Source organism: Streptomyces toxytricini (genome assembly GCF_014649915.1).
Classification (GTDB): domain Bacteria; phylum Actinomycetota; class Actinomycetes; order Streptomycetales; family Streptomycetaceae; genus Streptomyces; species Streptomyces toxytricini.
Genome location: NZ_BMTY01000029.1, coordinates 33,391 through 53,669 on the forward strand (window position 1 = coordinate 33,391; position 20,279 = coordinate 53,669).

Annotated in this window: 18 protein-coding genes; 10 read left to right on the forward strand and 8 right to left on the reverse strand. The window is 74.0% G+C overall.

Annotation, left to right across the window (positions count from 1 at the left end):
- Positions 1–171: 171 nt before the first annotated feature.
- The 3 genes from IE170_RS29270 (at position 172) to IE170_RS33415 (ending at position 2,700) form a co-directional block, all read left to right on the forward strand.
- Complete coding sequence (locus IE170_RS29270; protein ID WP_189812496.1) at positions 172–1,497, forward strand: M20/M25/M40 family metallo-hydrolase; 1,326 nt, start codon at positions 172–174, stop codon at positions 1,495–1,497.
- A 129-nt stretch (positions 1,498–1,626) separates the two neighbouring features.
- Positions 1,627–1,860, forward strand: a complete 234-nt coding sequence (gene chpH / locus IE170_RS29275; protein WP_114056911.1) for a chaplin ChpH — start codon at positions 1,627–1,629, stop codon at positions 1,858–1,860.
- Positions 1,861–1,959: 99 nt separating this feature from the next.
- Entirely contained in the window at positions 1,960–2,700 is a 741-nt protein-coding gene (locus IE170_RS33415; protein ID WP_223856462.1) for a chaplin, read from the forward strand.
- A 72-nt stretch (positions 2,701–2,772) separates the two neighbouring features.
- On the opposite strand, the gene IE170_RS29295 is transcribed toward IE170_RS33415, so the two are convergent.
- Entirely contained in the window at positions 2,773–2,961 is a 189-nt protein-coding gene (locus tag IE170_RS29295; RefSeq protein ID WP_189812497.1) for a DUF5703 family protein, read from the reverse strand.
- A gap of 47 nt (positions 2,962–3,008) precedes the next feature.
- Between IE170_RS29295 and IE170_RS29300 the strand changes: the two genes are divergently transcribed.
- Positions 3,009–3,653, forward strand: coding sequence for a hypothetical protein (locus IE170_RS29300; protein ID WP_189812498.1), 645 nt, complete (start codon positions 3,009–3,011; stop codon positions 3,651–3,653).
- Between the two features lie 74 nt (positions 3,654–3,727).
- On the opposite strand, the gene IE170_RS29305 is transcribed toward IE170_RS29300, so the two are convergent.
- Together IE170_RS29305 and IE170_RS29310 are read right to left on the reverse strand one after the other, a co-directional pair.
- Positions 3,728–6,073 carry a helix-hairpin-helix domain-containing protein gene (locus tag IE170_RS29305; RefSeq protein WP_189812537.1) on the reverse strand — a complete coding sequence of 782 codons (2,346 nt, stop codon included), beginning with the start codon at positions 6,071–6,073 and terminating at the stop codon, positions 3,728–3,730.
- 311 nt (positions 6,074–6,384) lie between these two features.
- Positions 6,385–7,377, reverse strand: a complete 993-nt coding sequence (locus IE170_RS29310; RefSeq protein WP_189812499.1) for an aldo/keto reductase — start codon at positions 7,375–7,377, stop codon at positions 6,385–6,387.
- Positions 7,378–7,477: 100 nt separating this feature from the next.
- Between IE170_RS29310 and IE170_RS29315 the strand changes: the two genes are divergently transcribed.
- The 6 genes from IE170_RS29315 to mshC all read left to right on the forward strand — a co-directional run bounded on the left by IE170_RS29315 (position 7,478) and on the right by mshC (position 13,200).
- Positions 7,478–8,527, forward strand: coding sequence for an LLM class F420-dependent oxidoreductase (locus tag IE170_RS29315; RefSeq protein WP_189812500.1), 1,050 nt, complete (start codon positions 7,478–7,480; stop codon positions 8,525–8,527).
- Positions 8,528–8,744: 217 nt separating this feature from the next.
- Positions 8,745–9,524, forward strand: a complete 780-nt coding sequence (locus tag IE170_RS29320) for a ferritin-like domain-containing protein (protein WP_189812501.1) — start codon at positions 8,745–8,747, stop codon at positions 9,522–9,524.
- A 78-nt stretch (positions 9,525–9,602) separates the two neighbouring features.
- On the forward strand, positions 9,603–10,340 hold the full coding sequence (locus tag IE170_RS29325) for a histidine phosphatase family protein (RefSeq protein ID WP_189812502.1): 738 nt from the start codon (positions 9,603–9,605) through the stop codon (positions 10,338–10,340).
- Between the two features lie 87 nt (positions 10,341–10,427).
- Positions 10,428–11,018: a DUF3090 domain-containing protein gene (locus IE170_RS29330; RefSeq protein WP_114056904.1), complete on the forward strand. Its 591-nt coding sequence runs from the start codon at positions 10,428–10,430 to the stop codon at positions 11,016–11,018.
- Positions 10,982–11,860, forward strand: a complete 879-nt coding sequence (locus tag IE170_RS29335; RefSeq protein WP_189812503.1) for an SCO1664 family protein — start codon at positions 10,982–10,984, stop codon at positions 11,858–11,860. Before IE170_RS29330 ends, IE170_RS29335 begins: the two co-directional genes overlap by 37 nt.
- Before the next feature lie 110 nt (positions 11,861–11,970).
- A complete protein-coding gene (gene mshC / locus IE170_RS29340; protein WP_189812504.1) occupies positions 11,971–13,200 on the forward strand; it encodes a cysteine--1-D-myo-inosityl 2-amino-2-deoxy-alpha-D-glucopyranoside ligase in 1,230 nt (409 codons plus the stop codon).
- A 760-nt stretch (positions 13,201–13,960) separates the two neighbouring features.
- Here mshC and IE170_RS29345 read toward each other — a convergent pair.
- From IE170_RS29345 to IE170_RS29365, 5 genes are all read right to left on the reverse strand, one after another.
- Positions 13,961–14,935 carry a PAC2 family protein gene (locus tag IE170_RS29345; RefSeq protein WP_189812505.1) on the reverse strand — a complete coding sequence of 325 codons (975 nt, stop codon included), beginning with the start codon at positions 14,933–14,935 and terminating at the stop codon, positions 13,961–13,963.
- A gap of 126 nt (positions 14,936–15,061) precedes the next feature.
- Positions 15,062–16,669 carry a glycerol-3-phosphate dehydrogenase/oxidase gene (locus tag IE170_RS29350; protein ID WP_189812506.1) on the reverse strand — a complete coding sequence of 536 codons (1,608 nt, stop codon included), beginning with the start codon at positions 16,667–16,669 and terminating at the stop codon, positions 15,062–15,064.
- A gap of 38 nt (positions 16,670–16,707) precedes the next feature.
- Positions 16,708–18,234 (reverse strand): glycerol kinase GlpK, encoded by a 1,527-nt coding sequence (gene glpK, locus IE170_RS29355; RefSeq protein ID WP_189812507.1) that lies wholly within the window; start codon positions 18,232–18,234, stop codon positions 16,708–16,710.
- A 79-nt stretch (positions 18,235–18,313) separates the two neighbouring features.
- Positions 18,314–19,096: an MIP/aquaporin family protein gene (locus IE170_RS29360; protein ID WP_189812508.1), complete on the reverse strand. Its 783-nt coding sequence runs from the start codon at positions 19,094–19,096 to the stop codon at positions 18,314–18,316.
- Between the two features lie 317 nt (positions 19,097–19,413).
- On the reverse strand, positions 19,414–20,181 hold the full coding sequence (locus IE170_RS29365; RefSeq protein WP_189812509.1) for an IclR family transcriptional regulator: 768 nt from the start codon (positions 20,179–20,181) through the stop codon (positions 19,414–19,416).
- Positions 20,182–20,279 lie beyond the last annotated feature (98 nt).

The window sequence follows — 20,279 nt, forward strand, 5'->3', positions numbered from 1 at the left end:
AAGGTGTCTGTCTTCCCGGCCGCTCGGCCGTTCCGACGTGGAAAACATTACCAAACATTCAGGGGGCCCGATCACACCCCCTGCGGCCGGGGATCGCCCTTGGGCGAGGCGGGCCGGCGCGGGAGGATGGGGAGGCGCAGCCGTCGGTACTGATCAGTGGGAGGAAGCAGCGTGAGCGAGTCGAGCGCGGGCAGGACCGTCTCCGGCGAGGACGAGGTCGTCGACCTCTGCCGGGACCTCATCCGGATCGACACGAGCAACTACGGGGACCACTCGGGCCCCGGCGAGCGCAAGGCCGCCGAGTGGGTCGCCGAGAAGCTCGCCGAGGTCGGCCTGGAGCCGCAGGTCTTCGAGTCCCACAAGGGCCGGGCCTCGACCGTGGCCCGCATCGAGGGGGAGGACCCCTCGCGGCCCGCCCTGCTCATCCACGGGCACACCGACGTCGTCCCGGCCAACGCCGCCGACTGGACGTACGACCCCTTCTCCGGGGAGATCGCCGACGGCTGCGTCTGGGGCCGCGGCGCCGTCGACATGAAGGACATGGACGCGATGACGCTCGCCGTCGTCCGCGACCGGCTCCGCAGCGGCCGCAAGCCGCCGCGCGACATCGTCCTCGCGTTCCTCGCGGACGAGGAGGCGGGCGGCGTGTACGGCGCCCGCCACCTCGTCGACCACCACCCCGGCCTCTTCGAGGGCGTCACCGAGGCGATCGGCGAGGTCGGCGGCTTCTCCTTCACCGTCAACGAGAACCTGCGCCTGTACCTCGTCGAGACGGCCCAGAAGGGCATGCACTGGATGCGCCTGACCGTGGAGGGCACGGCGGGCCACGGCTCCATGACGAACACCGACAACGCGATCACGGAGCTGTGCGAGGCCGTGGGGAGGCTCGGCCGGCACCAGTGGCCGGTCCGCGTCACGAAGACCGTGCGGTCCTTCCTGGACGAGCTGTCCGACGCCCTGGGCACCCCCCTCGACCCGGACGACATGGACGCCACCCTCGCCAAGCTGGGCGGCATCGCGAAGATGGTCGGCGCGACCCTGCGGAACTCGGCCGCCCCGACGATGCTCGGCGCCGGCTACAAGGTCAACGTCATCCCCGGCCAGGCCACCGCGCACGTCGACGGCCGCTTCCTGCCCGGATACGAGGACGAGTTCTTCGCCGACCTCGACCGCATCCTCGGGCCGCGCGTGAAGCGGGAGGACGTCCACGGGGACAAGGCCCTGGAGACCGACTTCGACGGCCGGCTCGTGGACGCCATGCAGGGCGCACTCAAGGCGGAGGACCCGATCGCGCGCGCCGTCCCGTACATGCTCTCCGGCGGTACGGACGCCAAGTCCTTCGACGACCTCGGCATCCGCTGCTTCGGCTTCGCACCGCTCCAGCTGCCGCCCGAGCTGGACTTCGCCGGCATGTTCCACGGCGTGGACGAGCGGGTGCCGGTCGACGGGCTCAAGTTCGGCGTGCGCGTCCTCGACCGATTCATCGACAACTGCTGAGAATCGGGAAGGTGTGCACAGACCACCGGGAAGAGTGAATGCGCTCATACGCTCGTAGCCCCGGTGATCCCTCCTCGTTACAGGTGGTGCGGTCCGCGGCTGGGACCGCATTGCCTACTAGGAGGAACAATGCTGAAGAAGGTTGTGGCCGCTGCCGCTGCCACCGGTGGTCTGGTTCTGGCGGGCGCGGGCGTGGCCGCTGCCGACGCGGGCGCGCAGGGTGCGGCCATCGGCTCCCCGGGCGTCCTGTCCGGCAACGTCGTCCAGGTCCCGGTCCACATCCCGGTGAACGTCTGCGGCAACACCATCAACGTCGTCGGCCTGCTGAACCCGGCCTTCGGCAACACCTGCGTCAACGCCTGACGCACCTGAGGTCTTGGGGCCCCGGAGCGCAATCCAGCGCTCCGGGGCCGCCGGGCTTTCGGGCCCGGTGTTCTTGTAAACGGCAGGGGGATGGAAGAGATGCGACGACAGGCGGCGGCGGCCGGGAAGACCTTGATCACGATGGCCGCGGCAGGGGGTGTCCTCGCCCTGGGCGGGGGATACGCGCAGGCGGCCGGCGGCGCCGGAGCCGCCGCGTCCGGGCAGGCCGCCGGTTCGCCGGGCGTGCTGTCCGGCAACAGCGTGCAGGCCCCGGTGGACGCACCGGTGAACGTCTGCGGCAACACGATCGACGTCGTCGGGCTGCTGAACCCGGCGTTCGGCAACCGCTGCACCAACGGCGGCGGCAACCCGGAGAATCCGGGCCAGCCGGGGAACCCCGGCACCCCGGGCCAGCCGGGCAATCCCGGCGCCCCGGGCCAGCCCGGGAACCCCGGGCAGCCGGGCAGTCCGGGCCAGCCGGGCGGTCCGCAGGTTCCGGACGAGCCGTGCGACGAGGAGGGGCCGGGCCGGCCCGAGAACCCTGGTCAGCCGGGCAACCCGGGCAACCCCGGTACCCCCGGGAACCCCGGCACCCCGGGCCGGCCGGGTAATCCCGGTGTCCCGGGCCAGCCCGGGAACCCCGGCACCCCGGGTCAGCCCGGCAACCCGGGCGGTGGTTCGGTGACGCCCGGCGGCCCCGGGGCCGGGATCGGTCCGGCCCGGCAGGCCGGGCTTGCCGCGACCGGCGCCGGCGACGTCCTCGGCGTGGCCCTTCCGCTGGCCGCCGGCACGCTCCTGGCCGGAACCGTGCTCTACCGGCGGGCCCGCGGCGCGGCCTGACGCGACGCCGCCACAGCGCGGGCCCCGTCCCCTCCCGGGGCGGGGCCCGCGCCATGTCACCAGGTCAGCCCGTCACCAGGTCGCCCGGACCTGGCGGATGATCCGGCGGCGCAGCCGCACCCTGCGGCTCCCGTCCCGGTGCAGGCTCATCCGGTCGAGCTCCCAGTTCCCGTACTCGGCGTGGTCGGTCAGCAGTCGGGTCGCCTCCTTGCGGGGGACCCCGCGAGGCACGTACACGTCGACGAATTCGTATTCCGGCATCGCATCTATTGTGCGGGCACCGCCCCGCTACGGATAGCGTCTGCTCTATGTCTGATGCCGCTCTGCCCACTGTTGCCGAGGTTCGCGCCGCCGCCGAGGCCGTCAAGGCCGCCATCGACCGCCACCTCGCCGCTGTCGAGAGCAGGGTCGGGGACGAGGACCCGGCCGTCTACGCCGCTTTCAACGAACTCGCCGCCGCCGCCGAGGAGTACGACGAGCTCCTCTACGACCGCTACGACGAGGTCACCCCGTTCGAGATCCCCACCCCCGAGGACGGAGCCCCGTACGCCGGACCCGCCGAGCCCGCCGCCTTCAGCGTGCTCATCCGGCGCGACTACGCCGTCGTGCACCCGGGGCGGCTGGTCGCCCAGGCCGACCGGGTCGCCGCGCACGATCGCGACGCCGAGCTCGTCCACGACGGGGGCACGGCCGGTGCGCTGGGCGTCCTCTTCGGGGAGTACGAGCCCGACGAAATCGCCTCGCGGGCCAAGGACTTCGGCCTGGAGGAGGGCGACTCGACGCTGTGGATCGCCGCGTCCCACGAGATCCCGGAGCCGGGGGAGTGGCTCGCCGCGCCGTTCGGCGGCACTGACCCGCAGGACGTCCTGCACCGGTTCGACGTCAGCTCCGTCTTCGACGACGACGAGGAGGAGGACGACGAGGCCGCGGCGCCCGGCCTGACGCCCGCCTGACCCGCCTCGTCCCGCGCCGCAGACGCGGCCGGCCCCCGCCCGCGACGGGAGGGGGCCGGCCGCGTGGCGCGCCGCTACTCCGGCCGCTCCTGCGCGGCGGCCGCGAGCCCCCGCAGCAGGCCCGCCAGCCGCGTCGTCCGCGGCTTCGGCAGCACCTCCGCAACCGCGTGCGGCAGCGCCTGGTCGACGCCGTGCACCACCGACAGGTGCCGCTCGGCCCGCCCGAACGCCGTGTACACCCAGTCCCGCGACAGCGCGGGCACCGCGTCCCCCGGCAGGACGACGACCACCGCCGGCCAGCGCGCGCCGACGGCCTGGTGCGCCGTGACCGCCCAACCATGCCGCACCCGCGACTCCACCAGCTCCTTCGGTACGACGACCCGCGAGCCCGCGGCGTCCAGGTGCAGGCCCGCGGCGTCCGCCGACACCACCCGCGCCGGGACGGCCCGCCCGGGCGACGGCACGTGGACGACGCGGTCGCCGGGGTCGAAACCGCGGAAACGGCCCGGGCCCGGGTTCAGCCGCTCCTTCAGCGCCGCGTTCAGCGCGCGGGTGCCCGCCGAGCCGCCGTGGCCCGGGGTGATGACCTGCACGCCGTCCGCCGCGATGCCGAAGGCCCGGGGCACGGACTCGGCGACGAGCTGCACCGTGCGGTGCACCGCCTCGCCCGCATCGCGGACGGGCACGATGACGACCTCCCGGCCCGGGGCGTCGACCTTGTTCAGCTCGCCGATCCCGATGCCCGAGACCAGCTCGCCGATGGGGCCCGGATCCGGGATGCGGGAGGCCACCTGCGGGCACACACGGGCCGCGAGGAGATCCGCGAACACCCGGCCCGGGCCCGCGGAGCCCAGGACGGCGGGGTCCCCGGACAGCACCAGGCGGGCGCCGTCCGGGACCGACTCCACCAGGGCTGCCGCGGTCTCCACGTCGAGCTGCGGCGCGTCCAGCACGACCAGCAGGTCCAGCGCGAACCGGCCGTCCGCGTCCCGCTCGGGGCCCTCCGTCCCGGCGAGCAGCCCGGCCACGGTGACGACCCCCGGCGCGGGGGCGTGCGCGGCGAGGCAGGTGCGCAGGCCGTGCTCCCGGGCCGCCGCCGCCAGGGCCAGCGGCTCGGCGCGGGCGGCCTCGCCGCCGGTGTGCACGACCAGGCCGTGCGCCGCGGCGGCACGGACCAGCTCGGCGCCCGCACCGGCCGCGGACGGCTCCCAGGCGGCGGTGCCCTCGCCGGTGAAGGTGCCGGTCAGCCGGGCCAGGCCGTCGGCCAGGCTCTCCTCGGCCAGCGCGTGGCCCTCCAGGCCGACGAGGACGCGTACGGGCTGCTCGGTCTCGGCATCGGAATCCTGCGAGGTCCGGGCGGCCGGCTCGGCCACCGGCTCGTGGAACACCAGGACCAGGCCCTCCGCAATGGCCTGGCCGAGCGCCTCGGCCGGGACGGGGACCCCGTACCCGGCCAGGGCGGACTCCAGGGCGGGCGCCTCCAGGGCGGTGTGCCCCTTGAGCGCGGCCTGCTCCAGCAGCCAGCCGACGAGCGCTGCGGCGCGGCGCTCGTCGGCCGGACCGGCGCCGGGGCCCAGCAGGGCGCGCGCGAACCCGTCCGCCTGGTTCGGGCGGACGCCCGCGACGGCGAGGAGCCGCCACGGGTCCTCGGTGAGCTGCTCGGCCGCGTCCTCGCCGAGCGCGGCCGCCGCCGGAGCGGCCAGCTCCGCGGGGGCGCCGCCGCGTACGAGCACGGCCCGGACGGCCTCGACGCGCTCCGCGGGCGGCGCGGAGGGCGCCACGGCCTCCGGGCGCGGCCGCGGAGGCTGCGGCGCCGGCTCGGCGGCGCGGGCGTCGTGGGTCTCCGGGGCGGGCCGGCGCGGGACGGCCGGGGCGTCGTCGAAGTACGCGGGCGCGGACTTTCCGCTCTCCACGGCCCGGACGGCGGCCAGCAGGTCGGCGGCCTTGCCGCTGAGCTTGCCGCCCGCCTCGACCGGGGCCTCGCGTTCCGCCTTGCGGCGCGCGATCCGCTCCCGCTCGTACCGCTGCGCCGCGAGCTCGGCCTCGGCCTCACTGAGCTGCGCCGCCCCACCCGCGGTGCCGCCCTCGGTGTCCGCGCCGCCCGAAGCCGAAGCGTCCGGACCGTCGCCGCCGACCGCGTCCTGCGGGTCCCCGCCGTCGGCGGGCCCGCTGCCCGCGGGGTCTTCTCCGGCTTCGCCGTCGGCCGGGTGTGCGGGCGCTGCGGGGTTGTCGGCGGCTGCATCGCGCGGCTCCCGGCCGCTGTCCGCGCCGCCGGCGGGCCCGTTCCCTGCTGATGGCCCTCCCGCCTCGCTGCCGGACGCATCCGCGGCGCCGCCGTCTGCCGCCGCCTGCGGCTCCCCGCCGTCGGCGGGCCCGCTGCCCGCGGGTTCCTCTCCGGCGTCCTCGTCGGCCGGAGGCATGGACTCGGCGCCCTCGCCGTCGGCCGCGGCCTGCGGGGCCTCACCGTCCTGGCCGCTGTCCGAGCCGTCGTCCGCGCCGCCCGAGGCCGACGGGCCCCCGGCCTCCCGGCCGTCGTCCGCGGCGGGCGCGGCGGGCGCGGAGCCATCGGCCGCGGTGGACACGGGGTCTGCGGGGGCCGCCGCCGCCCCGTCGCCGTCCCCCGCGGCCGCGGCTTGGGCCGGGGCGTCGGGCGCCGGGGTGCCGGGCGGCTCCTGGCCCGGGGTCGGCGTCGGGGTTTCCGCGGCAGCGGCCTCGGTGTCGCGGTCCGTGCTCACAGCGTGCTCCAGTCCTGGTCGGGGTAGCGGTGCACCGGCGCCGACACGTCGTCCAGCGCCCGGCAGATCTCCTCCGGAAGCGTAAGCTCCTCCACCGACAGGGCCTCCGCGAGCTGCGTCGACGTCCGCGCTCCGACGATCGGCGCGGCCACCCCCGGCCGGTCCCGCACCCACGCCAGCGCCACCTGCAGCGGCGTCACCGCCAGGCCGTGCGCGGCCGTCGCCACCGCGTCCACGATGCCGGCCGCCGCGTCGTCGAGGTACGGCTCGACGAAGCCCGCCATGGCCGGGGACGCGCCCCGGGAGTCGGCCGGGGTGCCCGTCCGGTACTTGCCCGTCAGGACCCCCCGCCCCAGCGGCGACGACGGCAGCAGCCCGACGCCCAGGTCGCGGGCCGCGGGCAGCACCTCCCGCTCCACGCCCCGCTGGAGCAGCGAGTACTCCATCTGCGTACTGGCAAGCCGCGTCCGCCCGCCCGGCGCCGCCAGCTGCCAGGTCGCCGCCTTGGCCAGCTGCCAGCCGCTGAAGTTCGACACCCCGGCGTACCGGGCGCGCCCGCTGCTCACGGCCAGGTCCAGGGCCTGCAGCGTTTCCTCCAGCGGCGTCGCCGGGTCGAAGGCGTGGACCTGCCACAGGTCGACGTGGTCCGTGCCGAGGCGCTCCAGGGACTCGTCCAGCGCGGCCAGCAGGTGCCCGCGCGAGCCGTCGAAGCGCCGGTCGGGGTCGGGCACGCTGCCCGCCTTCGTCGCGATGACGAGGTCCCGGCGCGGCACGAGCGACCCCACGAGCCGCCCCAGCAGGTACTCGGCCTCGCCGCCCCCGTACACGTCCGCGGTGTCGACGAGCGTGCCGCCCGCCTCCCAGAACGCCTTCAACTGCTCCGCGGCGCCCGCCTCGTCCGGCCCGTCCTCGCAACGGCCCCACGTCAGGGTGCCGAGGCCGATCCGGGACACGCGCAGGCCGGTGCGGCCGAGATGCCTCTGCTCCATGAGCGCTGAGACTACTGGGGCACTGACGCGGCGGACCCTGGCGCGCTACAGTCCGCCAAGACCAACGTTACTGATCGGTACACCGGTAAGGGGACGACACATGCGGCTCGGCATCAATCTCGGCTACTGGGGCGCCGGCATGGACGCGGACAACCTCGCGGTGGCCCAGGAGGCGGACCGCCTCGGCTACGACGTCTGCTGGGCCGCCGAGGCGTACGGCTCCGACGCCCCCACCGTGCTGTCCTGGGTCGCCGCCCAGACCGAGCGCATCGACGTCGGCTCCGCGATCATGCAGATCCCGGCCCGCCAGCCCGCGATGACCGCGATGACGGCCGCCACCCTCGACTCCCTCACCAAGGGCCGCTTCCGCCTCGGCCTCGGCGTCTCCGGCCCGCAGGTCTCCGAGGGCTGGTACGGCGTGAAGTTCGACAAGCCGCTCGCCCGCACCCGCGAGTACGTCGAGATCGTCCGCAAGGCCATGACCCGCGAGCGCCTCTCCTACGAGGGCGAGCACTGGACGCTGCCCCTGCCGGGCGGCCCCGGCAAGCCGATCAAGCTCACCGTGCACCCCGAGCGCGAGCGCATCCCGCTCTACATCGCCGCCATCGGCCCGAAGAACCTGGAGCAGACCGGCGAGATCGCCGACGGCGCGCTGCTGATCTTCCCCGCCGCCGAACACCTGGAGGCCACCGCGCTGCGCCACATCCGGGCCGGCCGCGAGAAGGCCGGCCTCGGCATGGACGGCTTCGACGTCTGCCCGACCGTCCCGCTCGCCGTCGGTGACGACGTGCCCGGCCTCGCCGACATGTTCCGCCCCTACACCGCCCTCTACGTGGGCGGCATGGGCAGCCGGAAGCAGAACTTCTACAACCAGCTCGCGCAGCGCATGGGCTACGAGAAGGAGGCCGCCGAGATCCAGGACAAGTACCTGGCCGGCGACAAGGCGGGCGCCGCCGCAGCCGTCCCGCACTCCCTCATCGACTCCACCACCCTGCTCGGCTCCGTCGAGCGCATCGCCGACGGCATGCGGGCCTACGCCGAGGCCGGCGTCACCACCCTGACCCTCGCCCCGGCCGGATTCACCCTGGAGGAGCGGATCACCGCCCTCCGCGCCGGCACGCAGGCCCTGGAGCACGCCGGCCTCGCCTGACGGACGGCGGACGGGAGGGCCCCGGGGAACCCGGGCCCGGAAGCCTGCGGCCGTGGTGGGGGCTCGGGGGTCTTCCCCGCCACGGCCGACACCCGCAACAACGCGCGCCCCGCCCCCGGGGTTACGCACCCGGGGCCGCCCCCGGCCGTCGCCCGAACGGAGGAGCGGGAACACCCCCGCGGTTGCCCGTCCCCGCGGCCCGCCGTTGACTCGGAGCATGCTCTCCGCCCGCAGCGTGTTCCAGGAGATCCTCGACGACGAGCACTCCTTCCAGCTTTTCTGCTCCATCGCCGCCAGCGGCGAAGCCCAGGGCGGCTGGGAGAACGCCCGCATCGCCGCCCTCGTCCCCGACGGCATGCGCGACCTCGCCCCCAAGATCGCCCGCCACGGCGCCGACGAGGACAAGCACGGCCGCATCTTCCGGGCCCTGCTGCGCAAGCGCGGACTGCCCGCCGTTCCCGTCCCGCCCGAGACCGACTACACGATGCTGCTGGAGCGGCGCGGCATCGGCCTTGCCCACACCAAACTGCGCGCCGACGAGCCGCTGACCGAGCAGGACGTCGTCGTCTACCTCGCGCACAGCCGCGTCACCGAACAGCGCGCCGCCGAGCAGATGGCCCTCCTGGTCCGGCACTTCGGCGACCACCCCGAGATCGGCAGGGCCGTCCGCATGATCAGCGGAGACGAGGACGCCCACCTGGCCTACTGCCACGAGGAACTGCTGCGCCTCGCCCACCGCGGCCACGGCCGCACCATCCAACGCGTCCTGCGCCGGAGCGCCCTCGCCGAGATCGCCGTATACCGGGACGTCAGCCTCGCCGTCATGGACCACATGGGACGGCTGCTGCGCTGGCCCGCCGCCAAGTCCGCCGCCCTCGCCGCCGGCATCCGCGCCGGGTACGCGTACGAGCGGTTCGCCGGCTGGCACCGCATGGTCGGCCTCCGCATGCCGGACCGCCTCGACGCCCTCGGCACCCCGGCCCCGGCCCCTGCCTAGCCGGGGCGTCCGCGCGGCCCGCCGCCCGTACCCAACTCCCGGTGTGCGCAGCCCGCGACGCAGCCTAGGCTTGCGCCCATGGCCACGCTGATCCTCGTACGACACGGGCGGTCCACCGCCAACACCGCAGGGCTGCTCGCCGGATGGACCCCGGGCGTCGGCCTCGACGAACGCGGCGCGGAGCAGGCCCGCGCACTGCCCGGACGGCTCGCCGGCGTACCGCTCGCCGCCGCCGTCACGAGCCCGCTCCAGCGCTGCCGGGAGACCCTGGAGCCGCTGCTCGCCGAGCGCCCCGACCTGCCGCTGCACACCGACGAGCGGATCGGCGAATGCCACTACGGCGACTGGTCGAACCGCAAACTCGCCGAACTCGCCGAAGAACCGCTGATGAAGATCGTGCAACAGCACCCCTCCGCCGCCGCCTTCCCCGGGGGCGAGTCCATGCGGGCGATGCAGGCGCGCGCCGTCGATGCCGTACGCGACTGGAACGCCCGCATCGAGGAGGAGCACGGTGCAGACGCCGTCTTCCTCATGTGCTCCCACGGCGACATCATCAAGTCCGTCGTCGCCGACGCCCTCGGCATGCACCTGGACCTCTTCCAGCGCATCCACGTCGACCCCTGCTCCGTCACCGCCGTCCGCTACACGCCGACCCGGCCGTTCCTGCTCCGGCTCGGCGACACCGGCGACTTCGCCTCCCTCGCGCCGCGCCCCGCCCGCGCACCCGACCCTGCCGCGTCCGAGACGGAGACCTTCGAAGCCGCCACCGAGGACGGCGGGAACGCGGTCGTGGGGGGCGGTGCGGGCGCGGCGTGATCCAACGGCGCAGTAGGGTGGATGGGCCACCCCGCGGCGCGGCCACGCCCCGCCGACACCCCCGCAGCGAAGACTTGGAGACTGGACGTGCCCCGTCAGGTGTTCCTCTACGACCCGCCGGACCGCTTCGTGGCCGGCACGGTCGGTCTGCCGGGACGCCGTACGTTCTTCCTGCAGGCCTCCGCCGGACCCCGCATCACCAGCGTCTCCCTGGAGAAGACCCAGGTCGCCGCGCTCGCGGAGCGGATGGACGAACTGCTGGACGAGGTCGTGCGGCGCAGCGGCGGCAACGCCGCAGTCCCGGCCGTCGCACCCGCCGAGGCCGCTGACACCGCGCCCCTCGACGTCCCCGTCGACGAGGAGTTCCGCGTCGGCACCATGGCCCTGGCCTGGGACGGCGAGGAACAGCGCATGATCGTCGAAGCGCAGGCGCTCGTCGAACTCGACGCCGACTCGGAGGAGGACCTCGCCGAGGCGGAGGAGCGGCTCCTCCAGGACGAGGAGAACGGCCCGCCCATGCTGCGGGTCCGCCTCACCGGCGCCCAGGCCCGGGCCTTCGCCAAGCGCGCCCTCGACGTCGTCAACGCCGGCCGGCCGCCGTGCCCGCTGTGCAGCCTGCCCTTGGACCCCGAGGGCCACGTGTGCCCCCGCCAGAACGGCTACCGGCGCCAGGTGTGAACACCGCGGGGGAGGTGGAGGAACTGCTCGCCGAGGGCGAGCTGACCGTCGTCGGGCGGATCCCCGGCGCGTCGAACGCCGTCCTGCTGTGCACCGCCGCCCGCGGCGGCGCCCGCACCGACTGCGTGTACAAGCCGGTCAAGGGGGAGCGCCCCCTGTGGGACTTCCCCGACGGCAACCTGGCGCGCCGCGAGGTCGCCGCCTACCTGGTCTCCGAGGCCACCGGCTGGGGCCTCGTCCCGCCGACCGTGCTGCGGGACGGGCCGTACGGGGAGGGCATGGTCCAGCAGTGGATCGACGCCGCCGGACCCGACGCCGCGCAGGACGGCAGCGGCGGCGCCGACGCCGACATCGACGGGGCGGGGCTGCTGGCCCTCGTCGAAGGAGAAGAGGCGGGCGACGGCTGGAAGCCCGTCGCGCTCGCCGAGGTCGGGGAGGGCCGCACCGCCCTGCTCGTGCACGCCGACGACCCTCGGCTGCGGCGGCTCGCCGTCCTCGACGCCGTGATCAACAACGGCGACCGCAAGGGCGGCCACCTGCTGCCCGCACCCGGCGGCCGCCTCTACGGCATCGACCACGGCGTCACCTTCCACGTCGAGGACAAGCTGCGCACCCTGCTCTGGGGCTGGGCAGGCGAGCCCCTGACCGCCGAGGCGTGCACGGTACTGGCCCGGCTGGAGCGGCAGCTCGCCGACGGAGAGCCCCTCGCCACCCGGCTGGCCGAACTGATCACCACGGCCGAGCTGGCCGCCGTACGGGCCCGGGTGGCCCGACTGCTGCGCACCGGAATACACCCCGAGCCGTCCGGGCAGTGGCCGTCCATCCCCTGGCCGCCGGTCTGAACCACTCCCGCCGCAGACGCACAGAACAGGCCACAGTGCAAGAGCGCCCATCCGGCCAACACTGCTGGTCCGGTTAGTTTCCGGAACACGCGTCCGGTTAGGCTCAAGGCATGCATGCCTGGCCCGCTTCTGAGGTCCCCGCCCTTCCCGGCAAGGGCCGCGACCTCCAGATCCACGACACCGCGACCCAGGGGAAGATCACCCTCGACCCCGGTCCCGTCGCCCGCATCTACGTCTGCGGCATCACCCCGTACGACGCGACCCACATCGGTCACGCGGCGACCTACAACGCGTTCGACCTCGTGCAGCGCGTGTGGCTCGACACCAAGCGCCAGGTCCACTACGTCCAGAACGTCACCGACGTCGACGACCCCCTCCTGGAGCGGGCCCTGCGCGACGGCCACGACTGGACCGAGCTCGCGGAACGCGAGACCGCACTCTTCCGCGAGGACATGACCGCCCTGCGGATCCTGCCGCCGCAGCAGTACATCGGCGCCGTCGAGGCCATACCGGGCATCGTGCCCCTCGTCGAACGGCTGCGGGACGCGGGCGCCGCGTACGAGCTCGAGGGCGACGTCTACTTCTCCGTGGAATCCGACCCCCACTTCGGCGGGGTGTCCAACCTCGACGCCGAGGCCATGCGGCTGCTGTCCGCCGAACGCGGCGGAGACCCCGAGCGCCCCGGCAAAAAGAACCCCCTCGACCCCATGCTGTGGATGGCCGCGCGCCCGGGCGAGCCCAGCTGGGACGGCGCCTCGCTCGGCCCCGGCCGGCCCGGCTGGCACATCGAATGCGTCGCCATCGCGCTCGACCACCTCGGAATGGGCTTCGACATCCAGGGCGGCGGCTCCGACCTGGCGTTCCCGCACCACGAGATGGGCGCCTCGCACGCGCAGGTCCTCACCGGCGAGTTCCCGATGGCCAAGGCGTACGTCCACGCCGGAATGGTCGCCCTGAACGGCGAGAAGATGTCGAAGTCCAAGGGCAACCTGGTCTTCGTCTCCGCCCTGCGGCGCGCCGGCGTCGACCCGGCCGCGATCCGGCTGGCGCTGCTCTCGCACCACTACCGGGACGACTGGGAGTGGACGGACGCGGTCCTCGCCGAGGCGGAGGCACGGCTCGCGCGGTGGCGTGCCGCCGTGTCCCGGCCGGACGGCCTGCCGGCGGATGCGCTGGTCGAGGAAGTGCGGGCCGCGCTCGCCGACGACCTCGACGCGCCGGCGGCGCTGGCCGCGGTGGACCGCTGGGTGGCCGCCCAGAACGCCGCCGACGGCGACGACACCACCGCCCCCGGGCTGGTCTCCCGCACGGTGGACGCCCTCCTGGGCGTAGCCCTGTAACCCCCGCCGCGCCCCAACCCCCGGCCGAGCCGCCTGCGCCGCCGGGGGTCGGGGCGCGACTGCTTCCGGGGGCGCTGCCCCCATGCCCCTGCGCCTCATGCGCCGGCGGGGCTGGGTGTGCCGGCGGTGTGTGTCCGGGTGTCCGGTGGTGGGTGGTTTCGGGGGCGCTGCCCCCGTGCCCCCGCGCCTCAAACGCCGGCGGGGCTGGATGTGGCCGGATGTGGCTGGCGGGGCGTGTCCGGGTGTCCGGTGGTGGGTGGTTTCGGGGGCGCTGCCCCCGTGCCCCCGCGCCTCAATCGCCGGCGGGGCTGGATGGCGCTGGCGGGGGCAATGTCAAGCCCGCGCGGCGTTTGAGCGCACGGGCGCGGAGCGCCCGTTTCGGGGGGCCGGTGAGCGCACGGGCGCGGAGCGCCCGTTTCGGGGGGCCGGGGGCTTGTCCCCGGTTTCGGGAAGGGGCGGGTAGGGGAACCGGCTCCGCGCAGCGGCCCGAAGCCCCTGCGGAGCCGGTTACCCGGCCGTCGGCGGCCCGGCTCAGGCCGGGGCGTGGGCCCCGCTGCGCGGCCGGCAGCGCAGTGGCCGCCGTTCGGCCGTGTCAGGCCCATGGCCCGGCCCGTCGCTCGGGCGCGGTGCAACCGACCCCGGCATCGGCCGGCGGCACCGCCCCGGGGTCCGGGGCAGGGCGGCGGCCCGGACCGGCGGTCCTGCCCCGGCCGTGCGGGTCCCGGGCCCCGCCCCGGCCGCCGGGCCCGGCGCAGCCGGGTTACGCCTGCGGGGGATCCGGGGTTTCGCCCGGGTCTTCCTCCGGGTCCGGGGACCTGCGGGGGCGGGGGCGGCCCGGGGACGGGTCGCGGAGGTACGTGGCGTCGCCGCCCGGCGCGGGGCCGGGGTCCGCCGACGGGTCCCGCCGGCGGAGGTAGCGCTCGAATTCCCGGGCGATGGCGTCCCCCGACGCCTCCGGCAGGTCCGCCGTGTCCCGCGCCTCCTCCAGCGTCTGCACGTACTCGGCGACCTCGCTGTCCTCGGCGGCGAGTTGGTCCACTCCGAGCTGCCACGCCCGCGCGTCCTCGGGCAGCTCGCCGAGCGGGATCCGTACGTCGATGAGGTCTTCGAGCCGGTTCAGCAGGGCCAGCGTGGCCTTCGGGTTGGGCGGCTGGGACACGTAGTGGGGGACGGCCGCCCACAGGGACACGGCGGGCACTCCGGCGTGCGTGCAGGCTTCCTGGAGGACGCCGACGATGCCGGTGGGGCCCTCATACTTGGTCTCCTCCAGGTGCATCGTCCGGGCCAGGTCCGGGTCGGAGGTGACTCCGCTGACGGGTACGGGACGGGTGTGCGGGGTGTCGCCCAGGAGGGCGCCGAGGATGACGACCATCTCGACGCCCAGTTCGTGGGCGAAGCCGAGGAGTTCGTTGCAGAACGACCGCCACCGCATCGAGGGCTCGATGCCCCGCACGAGAACGAGGTCGCGCGGCTTGGCGCCGCCGATCCGCACCACGGACAGCCGCGTCGTCGGCCATGTGATCTTCCGGACGCCGTTGTCCAGCCACACGGTGGGCCGGTTGACCTGGAAGTCGTAGTAGTCCTCGGCGTCGAGTGCCGCGAAGACCTCGCCCTTCCACTCCCGGTCCAGGTGCGCGACCGCACCGGACGCCGCGTCGCCCGCGTCGTTCCAGCCCTCGAACGCGGCCACCATGACCGGGTCGATCAGCTCGGGCACGCCCTCAAGCTCGATCACCCAGGTCTCCTTCCGAAGTTCCTTGCGTACGTGGGTCAGCCTAAGGCTTGCGGGGACGGCTGCCACAGCCCACGACGGAGGGGCGGTTCCCCTCGGAACCGCCCCTCTTCCCCACTGCGCGGGCGGCTATGCCTTGCGGCCCAGCATCTCCTCGACGCGGCCGCGGACCTCGGCGCTGTCGAGGCCGCGGATGGTCACCGTGGTGCGCCGGCGCAGCACGTCGTCGGCGGTCTCGGCCCATTCGAAGTCGCGGGCGTAGGCGACCTGCGCCCAGATCTCCGGGCCGTCCGGGTGGATGCGCTCGGCGAGGGCCGGGTCCTCGTTGGCGAGGCGGGCCACGTCGAAGGCGAGGGAGCCGTAGTGGGACGCCAGGTGGCGGGCGGTCAGCGGGTCCATGCGGGCGCCGGGCTCGCGGTCGACGAGCAGGCGGTGGGCGACGGCGTTGGGGTTGGCGACACCGGGCAGCGGGACCCGGCGGACCAGCGACTTGACGGGCTCCATGTCGTCGGTGAGCGGGCTGCCGGGCAGCTTGGCCAGCTTGTCCATGACGACGCGGCCGATGTGGCGGTACGTGGTCCACTTGCCGCCGGCCACGGACAGCATGCCGCCCGCGCCTTCGGAGACGACCGTCTCGCGCTTGGCCTTCTCGACGCCGCCGGGGCCGCCGGGCAGGACGCGCAGGCCGGCGAACGCGTACGTCATGAGGGAGCGGTCGAGGTCGGCGTCCTTCACGGAGAAGGCGGCCTCGTCCAGGATCTGCTGGATGTCCTTCTCGGTGGCGCGGACGTCGGCCGGGTCGCCCTCGTACACCTCGTCGGTGGTGCCCAGCAGAAGCTGGTCCTCCCACGGCAGGGCGAAGGTGATGCGGTACTTGTCGATCGGGGTGGCCATGGCGGCCTTCCACGGCGACTTGCGCTTCATGACGATGTGCGCGCCCTTGGACAGGCGGATCGACGGCAGCGCGTGCTTGTCTTCCATGCGCCGCAGGTGGTCCACCCACGGGCCGGTGGCGTTGAGCACGACGCGGGCGTCGATGCCGAACTCGGTGCCGTCGAGGCGGTCCTTGAGCTCGGCGCCGGAGACCCGGCCGCGCGTCGTGCGCAGGCCGGTGACCTCGGCGTGGTTGAGGACGACCGCGCCGGACTCGACGGCCGCGCGGACCGTCATGACGGCGACGCGGGAGTCGTTCATCTGGTGGTCGTAGTAGACCGCGACGGCCTTGAGGTTGTCGGTCCGCAGGCCGGGGTTGTCGGCGACGGCACGGGCGGGGGATATGACCTTGCCCATGCCGTCGCCGAAGGCCGAGAGGGCGGAGTAGGCGAAGACGCCCGCGCCCAGCTTGGCCGCACCCACCGGGCCGCCCTTGTAGACCGGCAGGTAGAAGGTGAGCGGGTTGACCAGGTGCGGGGCCACGTCCTTGGCCAGCACCCGCCGCTCGTGGTGGTTCTCGGCCACCAGCTTGACCGCGCCGGTCTGCAGGTAGCGCAGGCCCCCGTGGACGAGCTTGGAGGAGGCGGAGGAGGTGGCGCCGGCGAAGTCGCCGGCGTCCACCATGGCGACCCGCAGACCCGACTGCGCGGCGTGCCAGGCCACCGAGGTGCCCAGGATTCCACCGCCGATGACCAGCAGGTCGTACGTGGCCTTGGCCAGCTGCTCACGGGTCTCGGCGCGGCCCGGGTTCGAGCCGGCGGTCGGGTGCGTTCCCAGGGCGGGGACGCTCTGCAGGGTGCTCATGTCTCTTCAGCTCCTCATCGGTTCGACGGCTGGTGCGGTCAGCCGGCGTTTTCCTCGTCGATCCAGCCCATGGACCGCTCGACGGCCTTGAGCCAGTTCTTGTACTCGCGGTCCCGCTGCTCGGCGGGCATCCGCGGGGTCCACTCGGCCGCGCGGCGCCAGTTGGCGCGCAGGGCGTCGGTGTCGGGCCAGAAGCCGACGGCCAGGCCGGCGGCGTAGGCGGCGCCGAGGCAGGTGGTCTCGGCGACCATCGGACGGACCACGGGGGCGTCCAGGAAGTCGGAGAGCGTCTGCATCAGCAGGTTGTTGGAGGTCATGCCGCCGTCGACCTTCAGGGCGGCCAGCTCGACGCCGGAGTCCTTGGTCATGGCGTCGGTGATCTCGCGGGTCTGCCAGGCGGTGGCCTCCAGGACGGCGCGGGCGATGTGCGCCTTGGTGACGTACCGGGTCAGGCCGGCGATGACGCCGCGGGCGTCGGCGCGCCAGTAGGGGGCGAACAGGCCGGAGAAGGCGGGGACGAAGTAGGCGCCGCCGTTGTCCTCGACGGAGGAGGCCAGCGTCTCGATCTCGGCCGCGGACTTGATCAGGCCCATCTGGTCGCGCATCCACTGGACGAGCGAGCCGGTGACGGCGATGGAGCCCTCCAGGGCGTAGACCGGCTTCTGGTCGCCGATCTGGTAGCCGACGGTGGTCAGCAGGCCGCTGTAGGAGTTGATGATCTTGTCGCCGGTGTTCATCAGCATGAACGTGCCGGTGCCGTACGTGGACTTGGCCTCGCCCTCGGAGAAGCAGGTCTGGCCGAACAGGGCGGCCTGCTGGTCGCCGAGCGCGGAGGCGACGGGGACGCCCGCGAGGACGCCGTCCTTGACGTGGCCGTACACCTCGGCGGAGGAGCGGATCTCGGGGAGGACCGCGAGCGGGACGTCCATGGACTCCGCGATGCGCTCGTCCCAGGCGAGGGTGTGCAGGTTCATCAGCATGGTGCGGGACGCGTTGGTCACGTCGGTGACGTGGACGCCGCCCTGCACGCCGCCGGTCAGGTTCCAGATGACCCAGGAGTCCATGGTGCCGAAGAGGATGTCGCCGGCCTCGGCGCGCTCGCGCAGGCCCTCCACGTTGTCGAGGAGCCAGCGGACCTTCGGGCCCGCGAAGTACGAGGCGAGCGGCAGGCCCGTCTCGCGGCGGAAGCGGTCCTGGCCGACGTTGCGGCCGAGCTCCTTGCACAGGGCGTCGGTGCGGGTGTCCTGCCAGACGAGCGCGTTGTGGACCGGCTCGCCGGTGTTCTTGTCCCACAGGACGGTGGTCTCGCGCTGGTTGGTGATGCCGATCGCCTTGACGTCGGCGGAGGTGATCTCCGCCTTGGCGATGGCGCCCGCGACGACCTCCTGGACGTTGGTCCAGATCTCGGTGGCGTCGTGCTCCACCCAGCCGGGCTTGGGGAAGATCTGCTCGTGCTCCTTCTGGTCGACGGCGACGATGCGGCCGTCGCGGTCGAAGACGATGCAGCGGGAGGAGGTGGTGCCCTGGTCGATCGCTGCGATGAAGGGGCCGGTGCTGCTGGTCATGGTGGCTGCTCCTGGCAGGTCGTGAGGAGTGCGGATTCAGTGGGGCGGTGCGGATCCTACGAGCGCGGGGCCGTTCCGATCAGGCGAACGCGATGTTGTAGAGACCGCCGGCGAGCGCGGCGCCGACGAGCGGGCCGACCACCGGGATCCAGGAGTAGCCCCAGTCCGAGCCGCCCTTGTTGGGCAGCGGCAGCAGGGCGTGGACGATGCGGGGTCCGAGGTCGCGGACCGGGTTGATGGCGTAGCCGGTGGGCCCGCCGAGGGAGAGGCCGATGCCGACGACCACGAACGACGTGATCAGGACGCCTATGACGCCGAGGCCCTTGCCGTCGTCCTGGAGGCCCTGGGTGAGGATGGCCAGGACGAGGACGGCGGTGCCGATGATCTCGGTGGTGAGGTTCTGCACCACGTTGCGGATCTCGGGCCCGGTGGAGAAGACGCCGAGGACGGGGCCCGCCTGGTCGTGCGGGTGGGGGTCCTCCGGGCCGAGCTTGGCGTCGCGGATGTTCTCGGGGTCCGCGAGGTGGGCGCGGAACTGGCCGTAGTAGGTGATCCACATCAGGACGGCGCCGAGCATCGCGCCGAGGAGCTGTCCCGCGAAGTAGACGGGGACGTCGCCCCACTCGCCGTTCTTGACGGCCAGGCCGACGGTGACCGCCGGGTTCAGGTGCGCGCCGGAGAGGGGAGCGGAGACGTAGGCGGCGATCAGTACGGCGAAACCCCAGCCGAAGGTGATCGACAGCCAGCCTGCGTTACGGGCCTTGGAGCTCTTGAGCGTGACGGCGGCGCAGACACCACCGCCGAGCAGGGTGAGCAGGGCGGTACCGATGGTCTCGCCGAGGAAGATGTCGGAGCTGGGCACCCGCGACTCCTTTGTCTTGCGTCCAATGGTGGGCGGACACGGGGTCCCGTCCCGTCGTCCGCGCACTCGGTGAGTGCGTCACCGGTCCATGGCCTTGCCCACACCCTAGCGCGTATTGCCGGTAGGTGTTCGACAATGCCGACCGATGAACGGCAGTTTTCCGCCCGGGTGAAGAACGCGTCAAGGGTTGGCCAGGCCAAATGCCGGATCGTTACCGCGCCGTGGGATCGACCACATCAAGCCATGCTTCGGTCGGAATATGGCGAAAAGAGGGCAGGAAGCGGCCGCGAAGTGGCCTGAAAGGAGCCGGCAAGGGGCTAGAAGCGGCCCGCGCCGAGGTCGCGGGAAACGGCCCGCGCGCAGTCCCGTACGGACGCCACCAGCGCGGCCCGCGGCTCGCCGCCGTCCCCGCACACCCGCTCCACCGCGCCGGCGACCGCCACCGCGCCCACCGGCATCCGGCGCCGGTCGTGGATGGGCGCCGCCACCGAGGCGATGCCCTCCCAGGTCTCCTCCACGTCGGCCGCCCAGCCGCGCGCCCGGGTCAGGTCGAGTACCTCCTCGAAGCCGGCCGGGTCCGTGACCGTGCGGGGCGTGAACGCCTCCCGCTCCGCTTCCACGGCCTCGGTGTGCGCGACCGGGTCGTACGCGGAGAGCACCTTGCCCAGGGCCGTCGAGTGCAGCGGCTGCATGGCGCCCACCTCCAGCACTTGACGGCTGTCGTCCGGGCGGAAGACGTGGTGCATGATCAGCACCCCGCTCTTGTGCAGCACGCCCACGTAGACGCTCTCGCCGCTCGCCCGGGCCAGGTCGTCCGTCCACACCAGCGCCCGCGCCCGCAGCTCGTGCACGTCCAGGTAGCTGTTGCCCAGCCGGAGCAGCTCCGCGCCCAGCTGGTAGCGGCCCGAGGCGGCGTCCTGCTCGACGAAGCCCTCCGCCTGCAGGGTGCGCAGGATCCCGTGCGCCGTGCCCTTGGCCAGGCCCAGGGAGGAGGCGATGTCCGACAGGCCCAGGCGGCGCTCGCCGCCCGCCAGGAGCCGCAGCATCGCAGCGGCTCGTTCGAGCGACTGGATGTTCCGTGCCATGGCGCAGCCTCCTGCTGACGTAGTTCGACAATGCTGAACACTATCGGCCCATGCCGACCTTGTGCATGGTCAGGCGACGTGTTCCAGCCGCAGCGTGT